The sequence below is a fragment of the Pseudomonas sp. LS1212 genome, from assembly GCF_024741815.1.
GTDB lineage: Bacteria > Pseudomonadota > Gammaproteobacteria > Pseudomonadales > Pseudomonadaceae > Aquipseudomonas.
The window spans coordinates 5,052,211-5,067,330 of record NZ_CP102951.1; the positions used below are offsets into that span (position 1 = coordinate 5,052,211).

General features: G+C 58.6%; 17 protein-coding genes and 1 pseudogene. 8 read left to right on the forward strand and 10 right to left on the reverse strand.

The window, feature by feature from the left end; all coding sequences use genetic code 11:
* Positions 1-7: 7 nt before the first annotated feature.
* The 4 genes from NVV94_RS23555 to NVV94_RS23570 all read right to left on the reverse strand — a co-directional run bounded on the left by NVV94_RS23555 (position 8) and on the right by NVV94_RS23570 (position 3,679).
* Positions 8-1,549 (reverse strand): replication endonuclease, encoded by a 1,542-nt coding sequence (locus tag NVV94_RS23555; protein ID WP_258444730.1) that lies wholly within the window; start codon positions 1,547-1,549, stop codon positions 8-10.
* Positions 1,546-1,737, reverse strand: coding sequence for an AlpA family transcriptional regulator (locus NVV94_RS23560; RefSeq protein ID WP_309304269.1), 192 nt, complete (start codon positions 1,735-1,737; stop codon positions 1,546-1,548). The genes NVV94_RS23555 and NVV94_RS23560 overlap by 4 nt, the downstream gene beginning before the upstream one ends.
* Positions 1,738-1,841: 104 nt before the next feature.
* Entirely contained in the window at positions 1,842-2,441 is a 600-nt protein-coding gene (locus NVV94_RS23565; protein WP_258444731.1) for a hypothetical protein, read from the reverse strand.
* Positions 2,438-3,679 (reverse strand): phage integrase central domain-containing protein, encoded by a 1,242-nt coding sequence (locus NVV94_RS23570; RefSeq protein ID WP_258444732.1) that lies wholly within the window; start codon positions 3,677-3,679, stop codon positions 2,438-2,440. Before NVV94_RS23570 ends, NVV94_RS23565 begins: the two co-directional genes overlap by 4 nt.
* Before the next feature lie 374 nt (positions 3,680-4,053).
* Here NVV94_RS23570 and NVV94_RS23575 point away from each other — a divergent pair, with 374 nt between their 5' ends.
* Positions 4,054-4,530, forward strand: a complete 477-nt coding sequence (locus NVV94_RS23575; RefSeq protein WP_258444733.1) for a metallophosphoesterase family protein — start codon at positions 4,054-4,056, stop codon at positions 4,528-4,530.
* 299 nt (positions 4,531-4,829) lie between these two features.
* Positions 4,830-5,177 carry a DUF3077 domain-containing protein gene (locus NVV94_RS23580; protein ID WP_258444734.1) on the forward strand — a complete coding sequence of 116 codons (348 nt, stop codon included), beginning with the start codon at positions 4,830-4,832 and terminating at the stop codon, positions 5,175-5,177.
* 103 nt (positions 5,178-5,280) lie between these two features.
* On the opposite strand, the gene NVV94_RS23585 is transcribed toward NVV94_RS23580, so the two are convergent.
* Together NVV94_RS23585 and NVV94_RS23590 are read right to left on the reverse strand one after the other, a co-directional pair.
* Positions 5,281-5,565: a DNA-binding transcriptional regulator gene (locus NVV94_RS23585; RefSeq protein WP_258444735.1), complete on the reverse strand. Its 285-nt coding sequence runs from the start codon at positions 5,563-5,565 to the stop codon at positions 5,281-5,283.
* Positions 5,555-5,872, reverse strand: a complete 318-nt coding sequence (locus NVV94_RS23590) for a transcriptional regulator (RefSeq protein ID WP_258444736.1) — start codon at positions 5,870-5,872, stop codon at positions 5,555-5,557. Before NVV94_RS23590 ends, NVV94_RS23585 begins: the two co-directional genes overlap by 11 nt.
* A 353-nt stretch (positions 5,873-6,225) precedes the next feature.
* Between NVV94_RS23590 and NVV94_RS23595 the strand changes: the two genes are divergently transcribed.
* The 6 genes and pseudogenes from NVV94_RS23595 to dxs all read left to right on the forward strand — a co-directional run bounded on the left by NVV94_RS23595 (position 6,226) and on the right by dxs (position 12,307).
* A complete protein-coding gene (locus tag NVV94_RS23595; protein ID WP_258444737.1) occupies positions 6,226-6,678 on the forward strand; it encodes a (2Fe-2S)-binding protein in 453 nt (150 codons plus the stop codon).
* 14 nt (positions 6,679-6,692) lie between these two features.
* Positions 6,693-8,855 (forward strand): xanthine dehydrogenase family protein molybdopterin-binding subunit, encoded by a 2,163-nt coding sequence (locus NVV94_RS23600; protein WP_258444738.1) that lies wholly within the window; start codon positions 6,693-6,695, stop codon positions 8,853-8,855.
* Positions 8,856-8,865: 10 nt separating this feature from the next.
* Positions 8,866-9,051: pseudogene (locus NVV94_RS23605) on the forward strand (hypothetical protein); the annotation flags it as partial.
* A 99-nt stretch (positions 9,052-9,150) separates the two neighbouring features.
* Positions 9,151-9,393 carry an exodeoxyribonuclease VII small subunit gene (locus NVV94_RS23610; RefSeq protein ID WP_258444739.1) on the forward strand — a complete coding sequence of 81 codons (243 nt, stop codon included), beginning with the start codon at positions 9,151-9,153 and terminating at the stop codon, positions 9,391-9,393.
* Positions 9,390-10,277: a (2E,6E)-farnesyl diphosphate synthase gene (gene ispA / locus NVV94_RS23615; protein ID WP_258444740.1), complete on the forward strand. Its 888-nt coding sequence runs from the start codon at positions 9,390-9,392 to the stop codon at positions 10,275-10,277. The genes NVV94_RS23610 and ispA overlap by 4 nt, the downstream gene beginning before the upstream one ends.
* 128 nt (positions 10,278-10,405) lie before the next feature.
* Positions 10,406-12,307, forward strand: a complete 1,902-nt coding sequence (dxs, locus tag NVV94_RS23620; protein WP_258444741.1) for a 1-deoxy-D-xylulose-5-phosphate synthase — start codon at positions 10,406-10,408, stop codon at positions 12,305-12,307.
* 114 nt (positions 12,308-12,421) lie between these two features.
* On the opposite strand, the gene NVV94_RS23625 is transcribed toward dxs, so the two are convergent.
* From NVV94_RS23625 to NVV94_RS23640, 4 genes are all read right to left on the reverse strand, one after another.
* On the reverse strand, positions 12,422-13,219 hold the full coding sequence (locus tag NVV94_RS23625; protein WP_258444742.1) for a cobalamin-binding protein: 798 nt from the start codon (positions 13,217-13,219) through the stop codon (positions 12,422-12,424).
* Positions 13,219-13,638: an MFS transporter gene (locus NVV94_RS23630; RefSeq protein WP_258444743.1), complete on the reverse strand. Its 420-nt coding sequence runs from the start codon at positions 13,636-13,638 to the stop codon at positions 13,219-13,221. The genes NVV94_RS23625 and NVV94_RS23630 overlap by 1 nt, the downstream gene beginning before the upstream one ends.
* A complete protein-coding gene (gene ribA / locus NVV94_RS23635; RefSeq protein WP_258444744.1) occupies positions 13,635-14,252 on the reverse strand; it encodes a GTP cyclohydrolase II in 618 nt (205 codons plus the stop codon). Before ribA ends, NVV94_RS23630 begins: the two co-directional genes overlap by 4 nt.
* 112 nt (positions 14,253-14,364) lie before the next feature.
* Entirely contained in the window at positions 14,365-15,120 is a 756-nt protein-coding gene (locus NVV94_RS23640) for a transporter substrate-binding domain-containing protein (protein WP_309304270.1), read from the reverse strand.

Sequence of the window (15,120 nt, forward strand, 5' to 3'; positions counted from 1 at the left end):
GGCCCGCTCAACCACCTGCGATGATTTTCTCGGCTAATTTTGTGTCAATATCCTCACACAACCCGGATATCGCCACCGAAGTTACGTCGTCTTGATGCTTGATCCCGACAATCTTCTCTACACGTTCGCCAAATGAGTTCAGCCCAAGCTCCTTAATGAATTGAAGCTTACTGGCCTCACCTAGAAAAAAATCTACTCTTGCTCCCAACTGAATGTCGTTCCGACCCTCAACATCCTGGTCAACATGCAGACGATTGGCCAGCTTAAGAATATTCTCTGGACATCCTGACATTCGCTTTACTTTCGCCAGAGCCCTCAGTTTTCCGCTAGCCCCTTTGACTCCAAATGGCTGATATTGCCTACCGCCCATAGCTTTGATAGCGCACTGGTATTTATACGCAGTGCCAGAATTGGCACTGATGTTTTGACCACCTGAAAGCGCAAAAACCAAATACCCATAGATGTAGGTTGCCGCGCTCGCCGCCGATGCGTTTTCTTTGGGCAACCCGATACGGATAATATTCTTTTTATTATTCTCAAAATATGAATGTGGCCTATTTGAATAGATCCGCCTGATGGCTTTTTCGACCACCGTTTCTACACCGGATGCGTGGAAGACGAGGATGTGCCAGTGCGGACAACCATCTTCGTGCACCTCTGTAACTCTGAATCCGAAATAACTCTCAGAGGGCTTAAGCCCCTGCTCCTTGAGCGCCCCTCCTATTGCTTTCCAATCCTGACCGATAGATTTATTAGCATCACGCGGACTGAGATTTTTGTTATAGCTGTTTTTCCCCATAGACGGATTCGAGTGATACTCACTTGACGCTGTAAGTGTGATGAACATCCACCCCCATCCCTTACTGGCCGCAATTTTTTCCATGGCCTTGATATTCACGTATAGCTCGTTGATCCGATTGGCCTGTTGAGCCCGAGCCACCTCTAACAACGAAAACACCACTGGACGATCATGCTCGACCGAGCCACTGACCACTTTGTAGACTCCGCTCAAAAATTTATCTGTCTTTGATTTCCTAGCTTTCATCATGGCCATAGTTGCGTCACTACAACACTGCTCGCGAGCAAATTTACCCAACTGCCGCCTCATCTGCGCCAGATGCTCCCGTCTTTGATCTGCTAGTCGATTGATCTGTCGGCGCCACCAGCGGGAATCACTAAGCCTGCTAACCAAACCGTCCAGCGTTGATTGCTTTGTAACTCGCACCCTCACACCAAAAGCATGTGCCGACCGTACATGGGTAGTTTTTTCTAACTGAGTGGCGTTTTTTAAATATTGGTCATGAGCCATAGCGATTACTCGCGCCAGCTGTGTTAATCCGACTTCATCATAGTCCGCAATTTGATCGAGAGGAGACTCCGGGCTAGGAAGAATCGAAAAGTAAATGTCATCGTCCCACCCTTGAAAATAACCATACTCGTTTTCGGTTTCGAAATAAAAACCAAGCTGAGCCTTAGTTGGGAAAAGCTCTTCAAAAATATCGGCAGGAGTGACCAACGGAATGATTGCAGAGACGGGAATCTTCTTCATGTAATGACACTCACACAAAGACGGGCATCGACCCACGCTTGAATCTCTTCAGAACTCCATCCCACAGCTCGTGCGCCAATTGATTTGGCCTGAGGGAATTTTCCTTTCTGCATCAGCTCATAGATTGAGGAACGCTTATAGCCAGTAGCTTGCATGACTTCAGGTAAACGCATGACACGACGATTCACGATCAGGCTCCAGGGCTCTTTCGAAGCTAGGGTTGGTGACCGTGAACTCTAATGACTTTTTGAAGCATGAAAACTCCCAGCCGTATCGGATATCCCCATATCCGTTACGTCCTTGATGGTTTTCGACGCCCGCCTTTTTGGGCGTACTCAGGGGCCTCCGGCTTGATCCATTCCCTCAGGCGGTCAGCCGAGCCAGGCAAGAACTCGAATAAATTAAGACTGATCATCGCTTTGTAGACCTTCTCAGCCATTTCTCCGCTCCGGATCTCCTGTCGCGTATCATCGGCCCAGAACCGGCGAGCCTGAGCCCTCGCCAGAGTTATCATGAGTCCTTTCGTCTTGCTTTGACGCTCGAGTGGCGCCATCCTTGCGACTTCAACATCGATGCGATCACTCGCAATTACGATGGCGATATTGCACATAGCGATCAGGATCTTCTGCGCCCCATATCTAATTTCTCTGGCCGATTCAGGGCTCTCGTATGCAGCCATCTCAAGCTTAAAAAACCCTTCAGCGAAATCCTTCAAGGCCATGCCTTTTACTTCCTCATCACTAATCAGGAGGCATATTGTCTCGGCCATATTGTACAACCGTATATAATCTAGCGGCTTATCTGAATCGCGCAACTCTTCGTCGATCTGGTCTGTCAATTGCAACAGTGCAGCACCAACAGATTTATAAGTCGGAGTGGATGTAGCTTTCATATCTCGCACCCTATGTTCAACCTTGTAACATTTGACTCACCGGTAGCAAATTTTGCCCAAGCGCTCATCAGATTTCGACGCTTTTCAAAATAATCAGTCCGGGAATAGGCACTCTCCGTTTGGGTACGTTCATCATGTGCCAAGGACATCTCACAAATTTCGCGTGGGAAATCCGTGGACTCAGCAGCCCAGTCTCTGAACGAACTTCGAAAGCCATGCCTGGTGATGTCTTCATACCCTAACTGGTGAAGTAAATTCCTGATAGCATTCGCATGCATTGCTCCGCTTGCCCCCCTCCCAGGAAAAAGAAAGTCAGTATCGGCCCTCTTTTTTAGCTCTGCTAAAAAGACTACAACTTCATCTGCCAGTGGAATTTTAAATTCCACCTTCATTTTCATTCTTTCTGCCGTTAATGACCAAACTTTTATGTCCAAGTCAAATTCATCCCACGTAGCCAAACGAATCATGTGGCTACGTGCGCCAGTGAGAATTAGTAACCGGGCTGCGTAAGCGTCACGGGACGATATCTCAGCGAGCTGGGACATCAGGCTCGGAACCCTCATCCAGTCCATGGCGGCATGATGCACCCGTTTCCTAGCTTTCTTTTTCTCTTGATTGTCTAGAAGGTTGACTAGATGGCCGCGCCATCTGGCAGGATTATCACCATGTCGCCAGCCCAGCGCCTTGGCGGCATCGAGTATTAGCTCAATCTGTCCCCGCACCTCGTCAGCCGTGCGCGTTTTACTCGCCCAAATGGGAGTTAGTATTTTCAGCACCGCATCTGTATCAATCTCTCCAACTGGCATCGCACCAGCCAGTGGAAATGCGTGAAGCTCGAGCTTCCTCCACCACCCCCGGTACCATTTTTCAGACCACGCGCGGCCATGCCTTTGACGGTAGTCCTCCGCTGCCGCCATGAATGTTACCTTTCGCGCCTCATTGTCGCTGGCGGCTTTTCGTCGCGATTCTCTGTCAGCCGCACGCGCATTTAATGGATCTACTCCTCGGGCAATCCCGCGACGGGCGTCTTCGGCAGCTTCCCTAGCCACAGCCAAAGAGGCGGTTGGAAACGCGCCTAGCCCCATATATCTAGTTTTTCCATCGATCTTGTAGCGGTAAATCCAGCTCATTCCCCCAGTTTTACTGACTTGGAAATAGAGTCCCTTACCGTCGCCGGTCATCCCCGGCTTCGCCGCTTTCGCCAAGCTTTTGATCTTTACAGTCGTCAACCCTGCCATCTGCTTCCACCCACACTTTGACCCACACCAAAACACCAGATTTCAATGCATCGCACTGGATGTTAATGGATGGATACTACCCTTAAGACCCATTAAAACAAAAGGATAGCTGGAGGCTCACAGACATTAGCGGACGTAAGAAAAGCCGGCCACAAGCCGGCTTTTTAATGCTCAAATGAAAGTTATTCTCGCCCACCAAACTCTTCTCCAGACAAGCGTCGGCCCAATGATTCCACCGAGCTCGCTTGCCCCCCCACAAAACTCAGTTGTCACGTTTGTTGCCTTTTTTTGTTCTCGTGACGTTAACTGTTCATTTGCACTCACGCCCCTGCGTGCGATGCGGTGAGGAGCCTCACCAGCCCTCTGGAGCACTCATGAAGATAGGCCTGATTTCTGACACCCATGGACTGCTCAGGCCTCAAGCCGTGGCCGCTCTGCAAGGCTGCGATCACATCATCCACGCAGGTGATATCGGAAAACCGGAGATCCTTACAGCATTGCGGCAACTGGCACCGCTGACCGTCGTGTACGGCAACATAGACCGCGATCGAGATTGGGCGCAGCACTTGCGGAAGGTCGAAATCGTCAAGCTGAAAGACTTTGCCCTGCTTGTCACTCACGAACGGAAAGACGTTCCTGAGCCGTTACCACAGGGTGTGCAAGTGGTTGTGACGGGACACTCTCATAAACCGTGCATCCATAAAAAAGATGGGGTGCTTTATATCAACCCTGGCAGTGCCGGTCCCCGGCGGTTCAAACTACCGATCAGTATGGGTTATGTGACCTGCACGGCAGGCAAGGTCAGCGGACAGCTGATCGACTTGGCGCCCGATACTCCAGTTATCGCCTGATCCGTCCGACACCCATTATCAGCAACGTCGCCTTGCACCACTCCCGCAAACAACGATAGGCTTCCCCTGTCGCTGCAAATTCAGCGACCAGGCGTGAGAACCTGCGATGATTATTGAAAGGCGCACAAGCGCCCACCATTCACCGGCGCTTTTTTGTTGTCTGTGTTATGGCGGCTGTGCGTGGGCACGTTTCGGCGTGGCCGGTGTCCTTTCAAGCCGGTTTCTCACACCCGCGTACAGCTGCCACCCCAGCCCGTGAGAAGGCCGGTAGCAGCTCCACTATTGAAAGGAGTTGTACCATGATCAAAATCGTTCCCGATCCACCACCAGCCTCAGACGAAACCTCTCCCGCCGGTACCATCCACAAAACTGCCGAAACCCTTTTCGGCTCCTGCGACGCAGGCCATGCTCCCCTCTTCTCCGTACGCGCCGGTATCAATGCCGAAGATGCGCTGATCCATGCCTCGCTGTACTTGAAATGCGCCTGTGATACCGCCAATGCGGCGTGTAACAGTGATGCCCATGTGCCGAAGGGGTTGTTGTGGTCGGTACTGCATTCGGCCGAGATTGCCAAGGCGTTGGTCGATGCATTGGTGGATGGGGCTGAGGCTCGGGCTTTGAGCAAAGCCAGCAGTTCGGAGACGTAGGCGATATAGCTGGCGACCGCTCTGCGGTCGATCGCGGGCAAGCCCGCTCCCACATGGAAGCGGGTTCAGTACTTCAAAGGACTCGGTAAGTTTTCGCTCAATCTCAAACAGGCTGTAGATCGCGCAAGGCCTCAGGATGCTGGCTCGCCACACGCAGCAGCGTTTGTGCAGCACCAGTTGGCTGGCGTCGGCCCTGCTCCCAGTCTTGCAGCGTACGCAGGCTGACGCCCAGTAACTGAGCAAAAGCGCTCTGAGAAACACCGACCTTGGCCCGGGCCTCGGTAGCAGCTGAAAGTTTTACTTCTGTTACACGAGCAGCCTTACCGGCCTTCATTTGGCGAACTGAAGTCAGCAAGTCCTTCTGAAATTGTTCCATTTCATTGTCCATTACTGATTTCCTCTTTCAATTGGCTCAGAAATGCTGAGGGGAGATTGTCAAACTTCGCCTTGGTGTACGCAATCAGCAACCAGATACAGCCTTCGGAAAGCGTGTTGTAGTAGATGACTCGCGTACCACCTCGCTTGCCTATCCCGGCGCGGGACCAGCGGACTTTGCGCAAGCCTCCAGTACCGGGAATGACATCACCGGCCAATGGATTGGATGCCGGCCAGGTGATGAACTCCTGGCGCTCACCATCGCTCCATATAGCCTCGGCATAGCGCTTGAAGATTTCAGTCTCGATAATGGTGTACATGGCAAAACTATACGGCAAAGCCGTACAGTCGATCAAGGTACGATCTGCGTTTCCAGGCCTATCGTTGGCGAGCGCTCTGGTCGAGCGCGACTCCGAGGCGGTCGCGGGCCTCGTCTCCCTCGACGTATTGCGCTATTTCGATAGGAGTCGCCAAAGTGAAACCCTCGTCAGGTATTGCCCTTTAATAATCTAGCGGTCATCCGATAGCGGTGTCCACGTTACCCACAAACTTCACATAGCCCACCACCTCTCAACCGACGGTCGCCCACTCGGCAATCCCCCCAAAAATACGCTTAGCTAAAACACCATGACCTGGTCACCCAGGAGCCCTGACAGCGGATGAGGGATCAATCATGGTTGCACTCACCATCAATGCCAAAGCGCAGCGACTCGACGTACCCGACGACATGCCCCTGCTCTGGGTGCTGCGCGATGTCGCGCATCTGACCGGAACCAAGTTCGGTTGCGGGATCGCGCAGTGCGGCGCCTGTACGGTGCATGTGGATGGCGCGCCGTTGCGGTCATGCATCACGCCCGTTTCGGCGGTGGCCGGTAAGTCCATTACCACCATTGAAGGGCTGTCGGCCGATGCTTCGCACCCTGTGCAGCGGGCCTGGGCCGAGTTGGATGTGGTGCAGTGCGGTTATTGCCAGTCTGGTCAGATCATGTCGGCGGCCGCGCTGCTGGCGAAGACGCCGAAGCCGACCGATGCCGATATCGATCAGGCCCTGGCCGGCAATATTTGCCGGTGCGGTACCTATCCGCGCATCCGGGCCGCCGTTAAGCGCGCGGCCGAGTTGGTTTAGCCGGGGAGCATGTCATGGATAGCCACAACGATATTTCCCGACGCCGCTTTCTCAAGAACACCGTCGTCGTCGGTGGAGCGTTGGTGATTGCCTTTGCCCTGCCCGGCGGCAAGCGTCTGGCCTGGGCTGCCGACACCAATACCACCACTTTCAGCCCCAACGCTTTTCTGCGCGTGGGCAGCGATAACAGCGTCACCGTTCTGCTTGCGCACTCGGAGATGGGCCAGGGCATCTGGACAGGCCTGGCGATGCTGATTGCCGAGGAGCTGGATGCCGACTGGTCGAAGATCAAGGTCGAGCATGCCCCGGCGGATGCGGCATATGGCAGCAAGGTGTTCGGCGGCTTGCAGGGTACCGGTGGCTCGACCAGCATCTGGTCGGAGTTCGACCGTTATCGTCAGGCGGGCGCCGCAGCGCGAACCTTGCTGATACAGGCAGCTGCGAAACGTTTTGATGTGCCTGTGACGGATATTCGGACCGAGAACGGTGAAGTCATTGTCGGTGACAAGCGCGTACCTTACGGCGACCTGGCGGTCGAAGCCAGCCAGTTGCCGGCGATCGACCCGGCCAGCCTGACACTCAAAGAAGCGAAAGACTGGAAGGTGATCGGCAAGCCAACCAAGCGCCTGGATACGCCGGAGAAGATCGACGGCAGCGCGCGTTTCGGCATCGATGTTCAATTCGAAGGGCTGATGACCGCCGTGGTGGCGCGCTCGCCGTTTTTTGGTGGCACTGCCAAGTCGTTCGATGCGACCAGGGCCAAGGCTGTGCCCGGCGTCCGCCAGGTGGTCCAGGTGCCGAGCGGTGTCGCGGTGATCGCCGATCATTATTGGGCCGCAAAGCGTGGCCGAGATGCGCTGACCGTCGATTGGGATCCGGGCCCTCATGCGGGCCTCGACAGTGTCCAGTTGCTCACCGACTTCAAGCGCCTCGCCACGACCAAGGGCCAGCCCGCCGCCCAGGCCGGCGATGTCAGCGCCGGCCTGGGCAAGGCGGCCAAAACCATCGATGTCGAGTACAACGTCCCTTATCTGGCCCACACGCCGATGGAGCCGCTCAATTGCACGGTCAAGCTGAGCCCTGACAAGTGCGAGATCTGGACCGGTACGCAATTCCAGACCGTGGATCAGCAGGTCACGGCGAAGATCACCGGCCTGAAGCCCGAGCAGGTGGAAATCCATACGATGTTTTTGGGTGGCGGCTTCGGTCGACGCGCCACACCGACCTCCGATTTCGTCGCTGAAGCCGTGCAGGTGGCCAAGGCTGCCGGTGTACCGGTCAAGACCGTCTGGAGCCGCGAAGACGATGTGCACGGTGGCTATTACCGCTCGATGTTCCTGCACAAGGCGCGTATCGGGCTTGGCGACGATGGCCTGCCGCTGGCTTGGGAGCATGTGATTGTCGGCCAGTCCCTGGCGACCGGCACCGCGTTCGAGGCCATGCTGGTGCATGAAGGCATCGACCATACCTCGGTCGAAGGTGTCGCCGACTCGGCCTATCTCAAGCGCTTTGCACACCATGTCAGCCTGCACTCGCCCACGACCGGCATTCCAGTGCTGTGGTGGCGCTCGGTGGGGCACAGCCATACCGGCTTTGCCATGGAATCGATGATCGATGAATTGGCCCACGCTGCCGACAAGGACCCGGTCGAATACCGGCGCATGCTGCTCAAGGACGACCCACGCATGCTCGGTGCGCTCAACCTGGCCGCGCAAAAGGCCAACTGGGGCTCACCCCTGCCCAACGGCCATGCCCGCGGCGTGGCCGTCCATGCGTCGTTTGGCAGTTACGTCGCGCAGGTGGCCGAGGTTTCGGTGACGGACGACATTATCCGCGTGCATCGGGTGGTCTGTGCGGTCGATTGCGGTGTCGCGGTCAATCCCCAGGGAATCGCCGCGCAAATGGAGTCCGGGGTTGCCTTTGGCCTCAGCGCTGCCCTGCACAGCAAGCTCACGCTCAAGAACGGGCAGGTGCAGGAGTCGAACTTCCACGACTTTCAGGTGCTGCGCCTGAACGAAATGCCGGAGGTGGAAACCCACATTGTGGCCAGCACCGACAAGATGGGTGGCATAGGCGAAACCGCGGTTCCGCCGGTTGCACCTGCGGTGGCCAATGCCGTGTACGCATTGACCGGGCAACGGTTACGCGAGCTGCCCCTGCAATTGGCCGGGGTGTGAGGAGAATCCTAAGTCGCGCAATGGCGGGCGCGATTTTCCAGCCTTGCTCAAACATGTCAGCGAAGACAAACTGGTGCTGTGGGGCTGGAGCCCTGGCGGCAATCGGGCGCCGGTCTCGGTCCCGCACGATGAGTTCGTCGCTCAATTCGAGCGTTGGGCGCAAGCGGGTGGGCCCTGCCCGGATTCCGGCGGCTGATGGGGGTACGGTTTGACGGTATACTTCAGCCCCTCGATTTGCCCGCCAGCCCCGGCTCTGCTAGTGTCGCGCCGTTCGACACCTACCGAGATAGCCGCCATGGCCCGAAAAAAAGCTGCCGTTGATTTCGAGCAATCCCTCGCGGAGCTGCAAACGCTGGTCGAGCGTCTGGAAAACGGCGAGCTCTCGCTGGAAGACTCCCTGACTGCGTTCGAACAGGGCATCCGCCTGACCCGCGAGTGCCAGCGTGCGCTGGCCCAGGCCGAGCAAAAGGTCCAGGTGCTGCTCGAGCGTGACGGCGAGCTCGCGCAAGAGCCCTTCGATGTGGAACAACCTGAATGATTGCCATCTACCAGGCCAATTGCCAAGCGCGCGTCAACGATGCCCTGGACAGCTTGTTCATCGCACCTTCGGTTGAACTGACCCGCCTCTATGAGGCCATGCGCTACAGCGTGATGAACGGCGGCAAGCGTGTACGCCCACTGCTGGCCTACGCCGCCTGCGAAGCGCTCGGCGGCGCGGCGGAACAGGCCAACGGCGCAGCCTGCGCGGTCGAGCTGATCCACGCCTATTCGTTGGTGCACGATGACCTGCCGGCCATGGACGACGACGACCTGCGTCGCGGCCTGCCGACCACCCACAAGGCCTTCGACGAAGCCTGCGCGATCCTGGCCGGCGACGGCCTGCAGAGCCTGGCGTTCACCGCCTTGCTCGACCCGCGCCTGAGCCCGCAGGACGAGACGACCCGCCTGGCCATGGTCCAGGCCCTGGCCCTGGCCGCAGGCCCTGCCGGCATGGTCGGCGGCCAGGCCATCGACCTGGGTTCGGTCGGCCTCAAGCTGGACCAGAAGGCCCTCGAATTCATGCACCGGCACAAGACCGGCGCCCTGATCGAAGCCAGCGTCACACTGGGCGCGCTGGCCAGTGGTCGAGCTGAAAAAGCCGAGCTCAAGTCCCTGCAAGCCTACGCCCGGGCCATCGGCCTGGCGTTCCAGGTGCAGGACGATATCCTCGACGTCGAGAGCGACACCGCGACCCTTGGCAAGCGCCAGGGCGCCGATATCGCCCGCGACAAGCCGACCTACCCGGCGCTGCTCGGCCTGGACGCCGCCAAGGCCTATGCCCTGGAGCTGCGCGATCAGGCCCTGCACGCCCTGCGACCGTTCGACGCAGCCGCCGAGCCGCTGCGTGAATTGGCCCGGTATATTGTCGATCGGCGTAGTTGACAGGTTCTGTATCGCCTGCGATGGCCTCATCGCTGGCAAGCGGAACGCCGCCCGGCCAGCTCCTACGAGCAGTCTGCGATGCAATAAGGTAAACTGCCGCCCTCTTCAAACTTATAACGATTCGCCTGATGCCCACGACGTTTCAAGAGATTCCCCGCGAACGCCCGATCACGCCCCTGCTCGACCGCGCCGACACCCCTGCCGGTTTGCGCCGGCTCGGCGAAGCGGAGCTGGACACCCTGGTCGACGAGTTGCGCCAGGAGTTGCTCTATACGGTTGGCCAGACAGGCGGACATTTCGGTGCCGGCCTGGGCGTGATCGAGCTGACGGTGGCCCTGCACTACGTCTTCGACACGCCGGACGACCGTCTGGTGTGGGACGTTGGTCATCAAGCCTATCCGCACAAGATCCTCACCGGTCGCCGCCAGGCGATGGGCAGCCTGCGCCAGAAGGACGGCATCGCCGCGTTCCCACGCCGCTCCGAGAGCGAGTACGACACCTTCGGCGTCGGCCACTCCAGTACCTCGATCAGCGCCGCCCTGGGCATGGCCATCGCCGCGCGCCTGCAGAACAGCTCGCGCAAATCGATCGCCGTGATCGGTGACGGTGCGTTGACCGCCGGCATGGCCTTCGAGGCCTTGAACCATGCGCCTGAAGTCGACGCCGATATGCTGGTGATCCTTAACGACAACGACATGTCGATCTCGCGCAATGTCGGCGGGCTGTCGAACTACCTGGCCAAGATTCTCTCCAGCCGCACCTACGCGAGCATGCGCGAAGGCAGCAAGAAGGTGCTGTCGCGCCTGCCCGGCGCTTGGGAAATCGCCCGTCGTACCGAGGAATATGCCAAGGGCATGCTGGTCCCCGGTACGCTGTTCGAAGAACTGGGCTGGAACTACATCGGCCCGATTGACGGCCATGACCTGCCGACCCTGATCGCGACCCTGCGCAACATGCGCGATCTCAAGGGGCCGCAGTTCCTGCACGTCGTGACCAAGAAGGGCAAGGGCTTCGCCCCGGCCGAGGCCGACCCGATCGGCTACCACGCGATCACCAAGCTCGAACCGCTCGACGCGCCTGCCGCCGCCCCGAAAAAGGCCAGCGGGCCGAAGTACTCCGCAGTCTTCGGTCAGTGGCTGTGCGACATGGCCGCTGCCGACGAACGCCTGGTCGGGATCACCCCGGCCATGAAGGAAGGCTCGGACCTGGTCGCCTTCAGCGAGCGCTTCCCGGAGCGTTATTTCGATGTGGCCATCGCCGAACAGCATGCCGTCACCCTGGCGGCCGGCATGGCCTGCGAGGGCGCCAAGCCGGTCGTCGCTATCTATTCGACCTTCCTGCAGCGTGCCTACGATCAACTGATCCACGACGTTGCCGTGCAGAACCTCGATGTGCTGTTCGCCATCGACCGCGCAGGCCTGGTCGGTGAAGACGGCCCGACCCACGCCGGCAGTTTCGACCTGTCTTTCTTGCGCTGCATTCCCGGCATGCTGTTGATGACGCCGAGCGATGAAAACGAACTGCGCAAGATGCTCAGTACCGGCCATCGCTATGTCGGCCCGGCCGCTGTGCGCTACCCGCGTGGCACCGGCCCGAATGCGCCGATCGAGGGCGATCTCGAACCCCTGGAGATCGGCAAGGGCGTGATTCGCCGCCAGGGCCAGAAGACTGCGCTGCTGGTGTTCGGCGTGCAACTGGCCGACGCCCTGAAAGTGGCCGAGAAGCTCGATGCCACGGTGGTGGACATGCGCTTTGTCAAACCACTGGACGAGGCCCTGGTACGCGAAATAGCCAACAGCCACGCACTGCTGGTCACCGTCGAAGAAAACGCCGTGATGGGCGGAGCCGGTGCCGCGGTCAGCGAGTTCCTCGCTCGCGACAACCTGCTCAAGCCGATTCTGCACCTGGGCCTGCCGGACATCTACGTCGAGCATGCCAAGCCTGCACAAATGCTCAGCGAATGCGGCCTCGATGCGGCTGGTATCGAAGCGTCGATCAACCAGCGCCTCGCAGCTCTCGCCAACGGCTAAGCCCTACCGCTTCACGGCACTCAGGTGTCGTGAAGCGCGATTTCGGTTATCGGGAAGAAGGTCGCGCATGGATGTTTGGCCTGACCTGGACGCCGGAGTCATAGCGCCGAAGGTTCATCGCTCTGGCGCTATCAGCTCGCAGAGTTTGGCGATCGCTGCAATCATCTGCCCGCTCGGCCGTTCAAGGCCTTTATCGGTCACCAGCAGCAATCGCCCGCGCGCCACCGCCGCGACCTGCGGCCAGGCTTTCCAGGCGTCCAACTGCGCCTGGCTGCTGGCGAGGATCGCTTGCGGATTGCGTTGCAGCACCGATTCGACATTGACCTGCGGTGCGGGCAGTGTCAGGTCGGCAAACACATTGCGCGCACCGCACACAGCCAGGGCATCGCTGATGATCTGCCCACCACCGACGGTGAAGAGCGGCTTGTCCCAGACCTGATAAAACACCGGCACTGGCTCGTCGCGTCGATAACGCTGGCGCAGGTTGTCCAGTTGCTGGCGCAAGTGTGCTGCCAGTTTTCGGCCACGCTGCGGGTGCCCGAGCCGGTCGGCAATCGCTTCGATCTGGACGATGAGTTGTTCGAGGCTGCGGGGTTCGGCGACGTAAGTGGGAATGCCGAATCGGCCAAGCTGCTCACGCTGAGCCGGGCCGACACTGCCGGGCCAGAGCAACAACAGGTCAGGCTTGAGGCTGAGCAGACGCTCCATATCCAGTTGGCCATATTGCCCCACCGACGGCACGCCGTTGAGCGCTGGCGGCCGCTCGCCCGCATCGAGCACGCCCACCAATCGATCGGCGGCGCCCAGCTCGAGGACGATTTCGGTCAGCGAAGGCGCCAGCGAAACGACGCGCTCGGCAGCCTGCACAGGCCCGAACAACGCCAGCAACAGACAAGCAAGCAGGCGCAGCATCAACCCAGCTGGCGAGGAATACGGTAGAGGTACAGCAGCACCACGCTGGAAATGGCCAACAGGATCAGCGGGACCGCTTCCAGGCCAATCGGCACCGCCAGCGCGGCAATCCAGGCCGGCAAGCTCGCCATGTGCAGGGCAACGCGACGCGTTTGTGCCAGGGCATTCCAGGCACCCGGTTCTTCGGGAGTATCCAGGGCCTTCTGGGTCGCGATCAAGGTGTGCTTGTAAGCACGAAAGCGCGGCAGGCTGATGAACATCGAAGCAACGCCAACGATGAAACACGGCATGACCAGGATCGGCCACAGGGGTTTGTTGTCGCCAAATATCCAGCCCATCACCAACAAGGGCAGCAAGGCCAATACCAGCTGCAACCACCAGGCCACGGCCAAGCGGCGGCGTATTTGCGGCCGGGTCACGCCGAACCGACCTCGCCCTGGTGCTCGCTACCCATCATATGGCCGAGCTTGCCCGCCTTGGTGGCCAGGTAGTGCTTGTTGTGCGGGTTATGCCCGGTATGCAGCGGCACACGCTCGGCCACGGCAATGCCCATGGTGGTCAGCGCCTTGACCTTGCGCGGGTTGTTGGTCATCAGGCGCAGCGACTTGACGCCCAGGTGTTCGAGCATCGGCAGGCACATGGCGTAATCACGCTGGTCAGCGGCAAAGCCCAGGCGCTCGTTGGCCTCGACGGTATCGGCGCCGCCATCCTGCAATTCATAGGCACGGATCTTGTTCAGCAGGCCGATGCCGCGGCCTTCCTGGCGCAGATACAGCAGGACGCCACGGCCTTCACGGGCAATCGCCTGCAAGGCTGCCTCGAGCTGGGAACCGCAATCGCAACGCTGGCTGAACAAGGCGTCACCGGTCAGGCATTCGGAATGCAGACGACCCAATACCGGATCCCCATCCGCCACATCCCCGAGGCTGAGCACAACGTGCTCGCGACCGGTGGCCTCATCGAGAAAACCATGCATGATGAATGTTGCAAAGGGGGTAGGCAGCTGAGAAGCGGCAACGAAGACGACGGGCACCTTGTGCTCCTGATCAATATTGGACTTGAAATTGGCAAGGAGGTGCATTGTAACAGCAGCGTCCTGCCGACGCTCAGGCTCAATTATCGGACATAACGATCGAAAAGTTTGATCACTGGCTGGCCTGCTTCTGTTCCCCATCGAATGGATAAGGCTGCTGCCAACGCTCGAAAATCTCTCGCAACTCTCCGCTGGGTACCAGGCTGTCCATGCGTTGATCGAACAGCACCAATAAAGCCCGACCCTGCGGGGTATCGGCAAAAGCCAGGTACAGAGGAAGTTCGATCAGATGCGTACGCCGGTATTCGGAAGGCCTCTGCGAAAGGCTCAGGACGTATTCGACCTCGGTCTGCGCATCGATGTAGTAGTCCGCCCGGCCGTTCTGCAGCATCGAGAGAATGCTGCTGCGCCGTTGAATCTCGTAAAACCGTTTGATATTCGGCAGATAGCGCTGAAACTCATAGCCACGAACCCAGGTCAGACGGTACTGGCCCAGCGTCTCGAGCTGCGGTACCGGTTTGCTGGTCAGGCTCAGGGCATAGATATGATCGACATCGAAATGCCAGCGCGGGTAAAGGTTGTTATCGACTTCGCGATCATAGGAGCCTACCCAGGCCTCCGCTTCGGCCTTCTGGACCAGGCCGATTGCGCGGGTATAGGGCTCGCTGCGAATCTGCAGGGTAACGCCGGCAGGTTCGAAGACCTTGCGCAGGATGTCCCAGGCAAGCCCGGTGCCATCCTTGTTGGTGTAGTCGATCCACTCCTCGCTCACCACACGCATATGGGTGGGCTGTGCGGTCGGCGATGCAGCCCATGCCGTGGTGCCCCCCAATACCCAGAGCAGCGCCAGCAATCCCCATTTGCGCAT

What these genes read in the sequence shown, in the direction of transcription:
- NVV94_RS23640 (WP_309304270.1), bottom strand. Translation starts at nt 15,120, where the DNA reads ATGCGCAAATGGGGATTGCTGGCGCTGCTCTGGGTATTGGGGGGCACC.
- ispA (WP_258444740.1), top strand. Translation starts at nt 9,390, where the DNA reads ATGATTGCCATCTACCAGGCCAATTGCCAAGCGCGCGTCAACGATGCC.
- NVV94_RS23580 (WP_258444734.1), top strand. Translation starts at nt 4,830, where the DNA reads ATGATCAAAATCGTTCCCGATCCACCACCAGCCTCAGACGAAACCTCT.
- NVV94_RS23555 (WP_258444730.1), bottom strand. Translation starts at nt 1,549, where the DNA reads ATGAAGAAGATTCCCGTCTCTGCAATCATTCCGTTGGTCACTCCTGCC.
- NVV94_RS23595 (WP_258444737.1), top strand. Translation starts at nt 6,226, where the DNA reads ATGGTTGCACTCACCATCAATGCCAAAGCGCAGCGACTCGACGTACCC.
- NVV94_RS23610 (WP_258444739.1), top strand. Translation starts at nt 9,151, where the DNA reads ATGGCCCGAAAAAAAGCTGCCGTTGATTTCGAGCAATCCCTCGCGGAG.
- NVV94_RS23575 (WP_258444733.1), top strand. Translation starts at nt 4,054, where the DNA reads ATGAAGATAGGCCTGATTTCTGACACCCATGGACTGCTCAGGCCTCAA.
- dxs (WP_258444741.1), top strand. Translation starts at nt 10,406, where the DNA reads ATGCCCACGACGTTTCAAGAGATTCCCCGCGAACGCCCGATCACGCCC.
- NVV94_RS23565 (WP_258444731.1), bottom strand. Translation starts at nt 2,441, where the DNA reads ATGAAAGCTACATCCACTCCGACTTATAAATCTGTTGGTGCTGCACTG.
- NVV94_RS23570 (WP_258444732.1), bottom strand. Translation starts at nt 3,679, where the DNA reads ATGGCAGGGTTGACGACTGTAAAGATCAAAAGCTTGGCGAAAGCGGCG.
- NVV94_RS23600 (WP_258444738.1), top strand. Translation starts at nt 6,693, where the DNA reads ATGGATAGCCACAACGATATTTCCCGACGCCGCTTTCTCAAGAACACC.
- NVV94_RS23625 (WP_258444742.1), bottom strand. Translation starts at nt 13,219, where the DNA reads ATGCTGCGCCTGCTTGCTTGTCTGTTGCTGGCGTTGTTCGGGCCTGTG.
- NVV94_RS23585 (WP_258444735.1), bottom strand. Translation starts at nt 5,565, where the DNA reads ATGGACAATGAAATGGAACAATTTCAGAAGGACTTGCTGACTTCAGTT.
- NVV94_RS23590 (WP_258444736.1), bottom strand. Translation starts at nt 5,872, where the DNA reads ATGTACACCATTATCGAGACTGAAATCTTCAAGCGCTATGCCGAGGCT.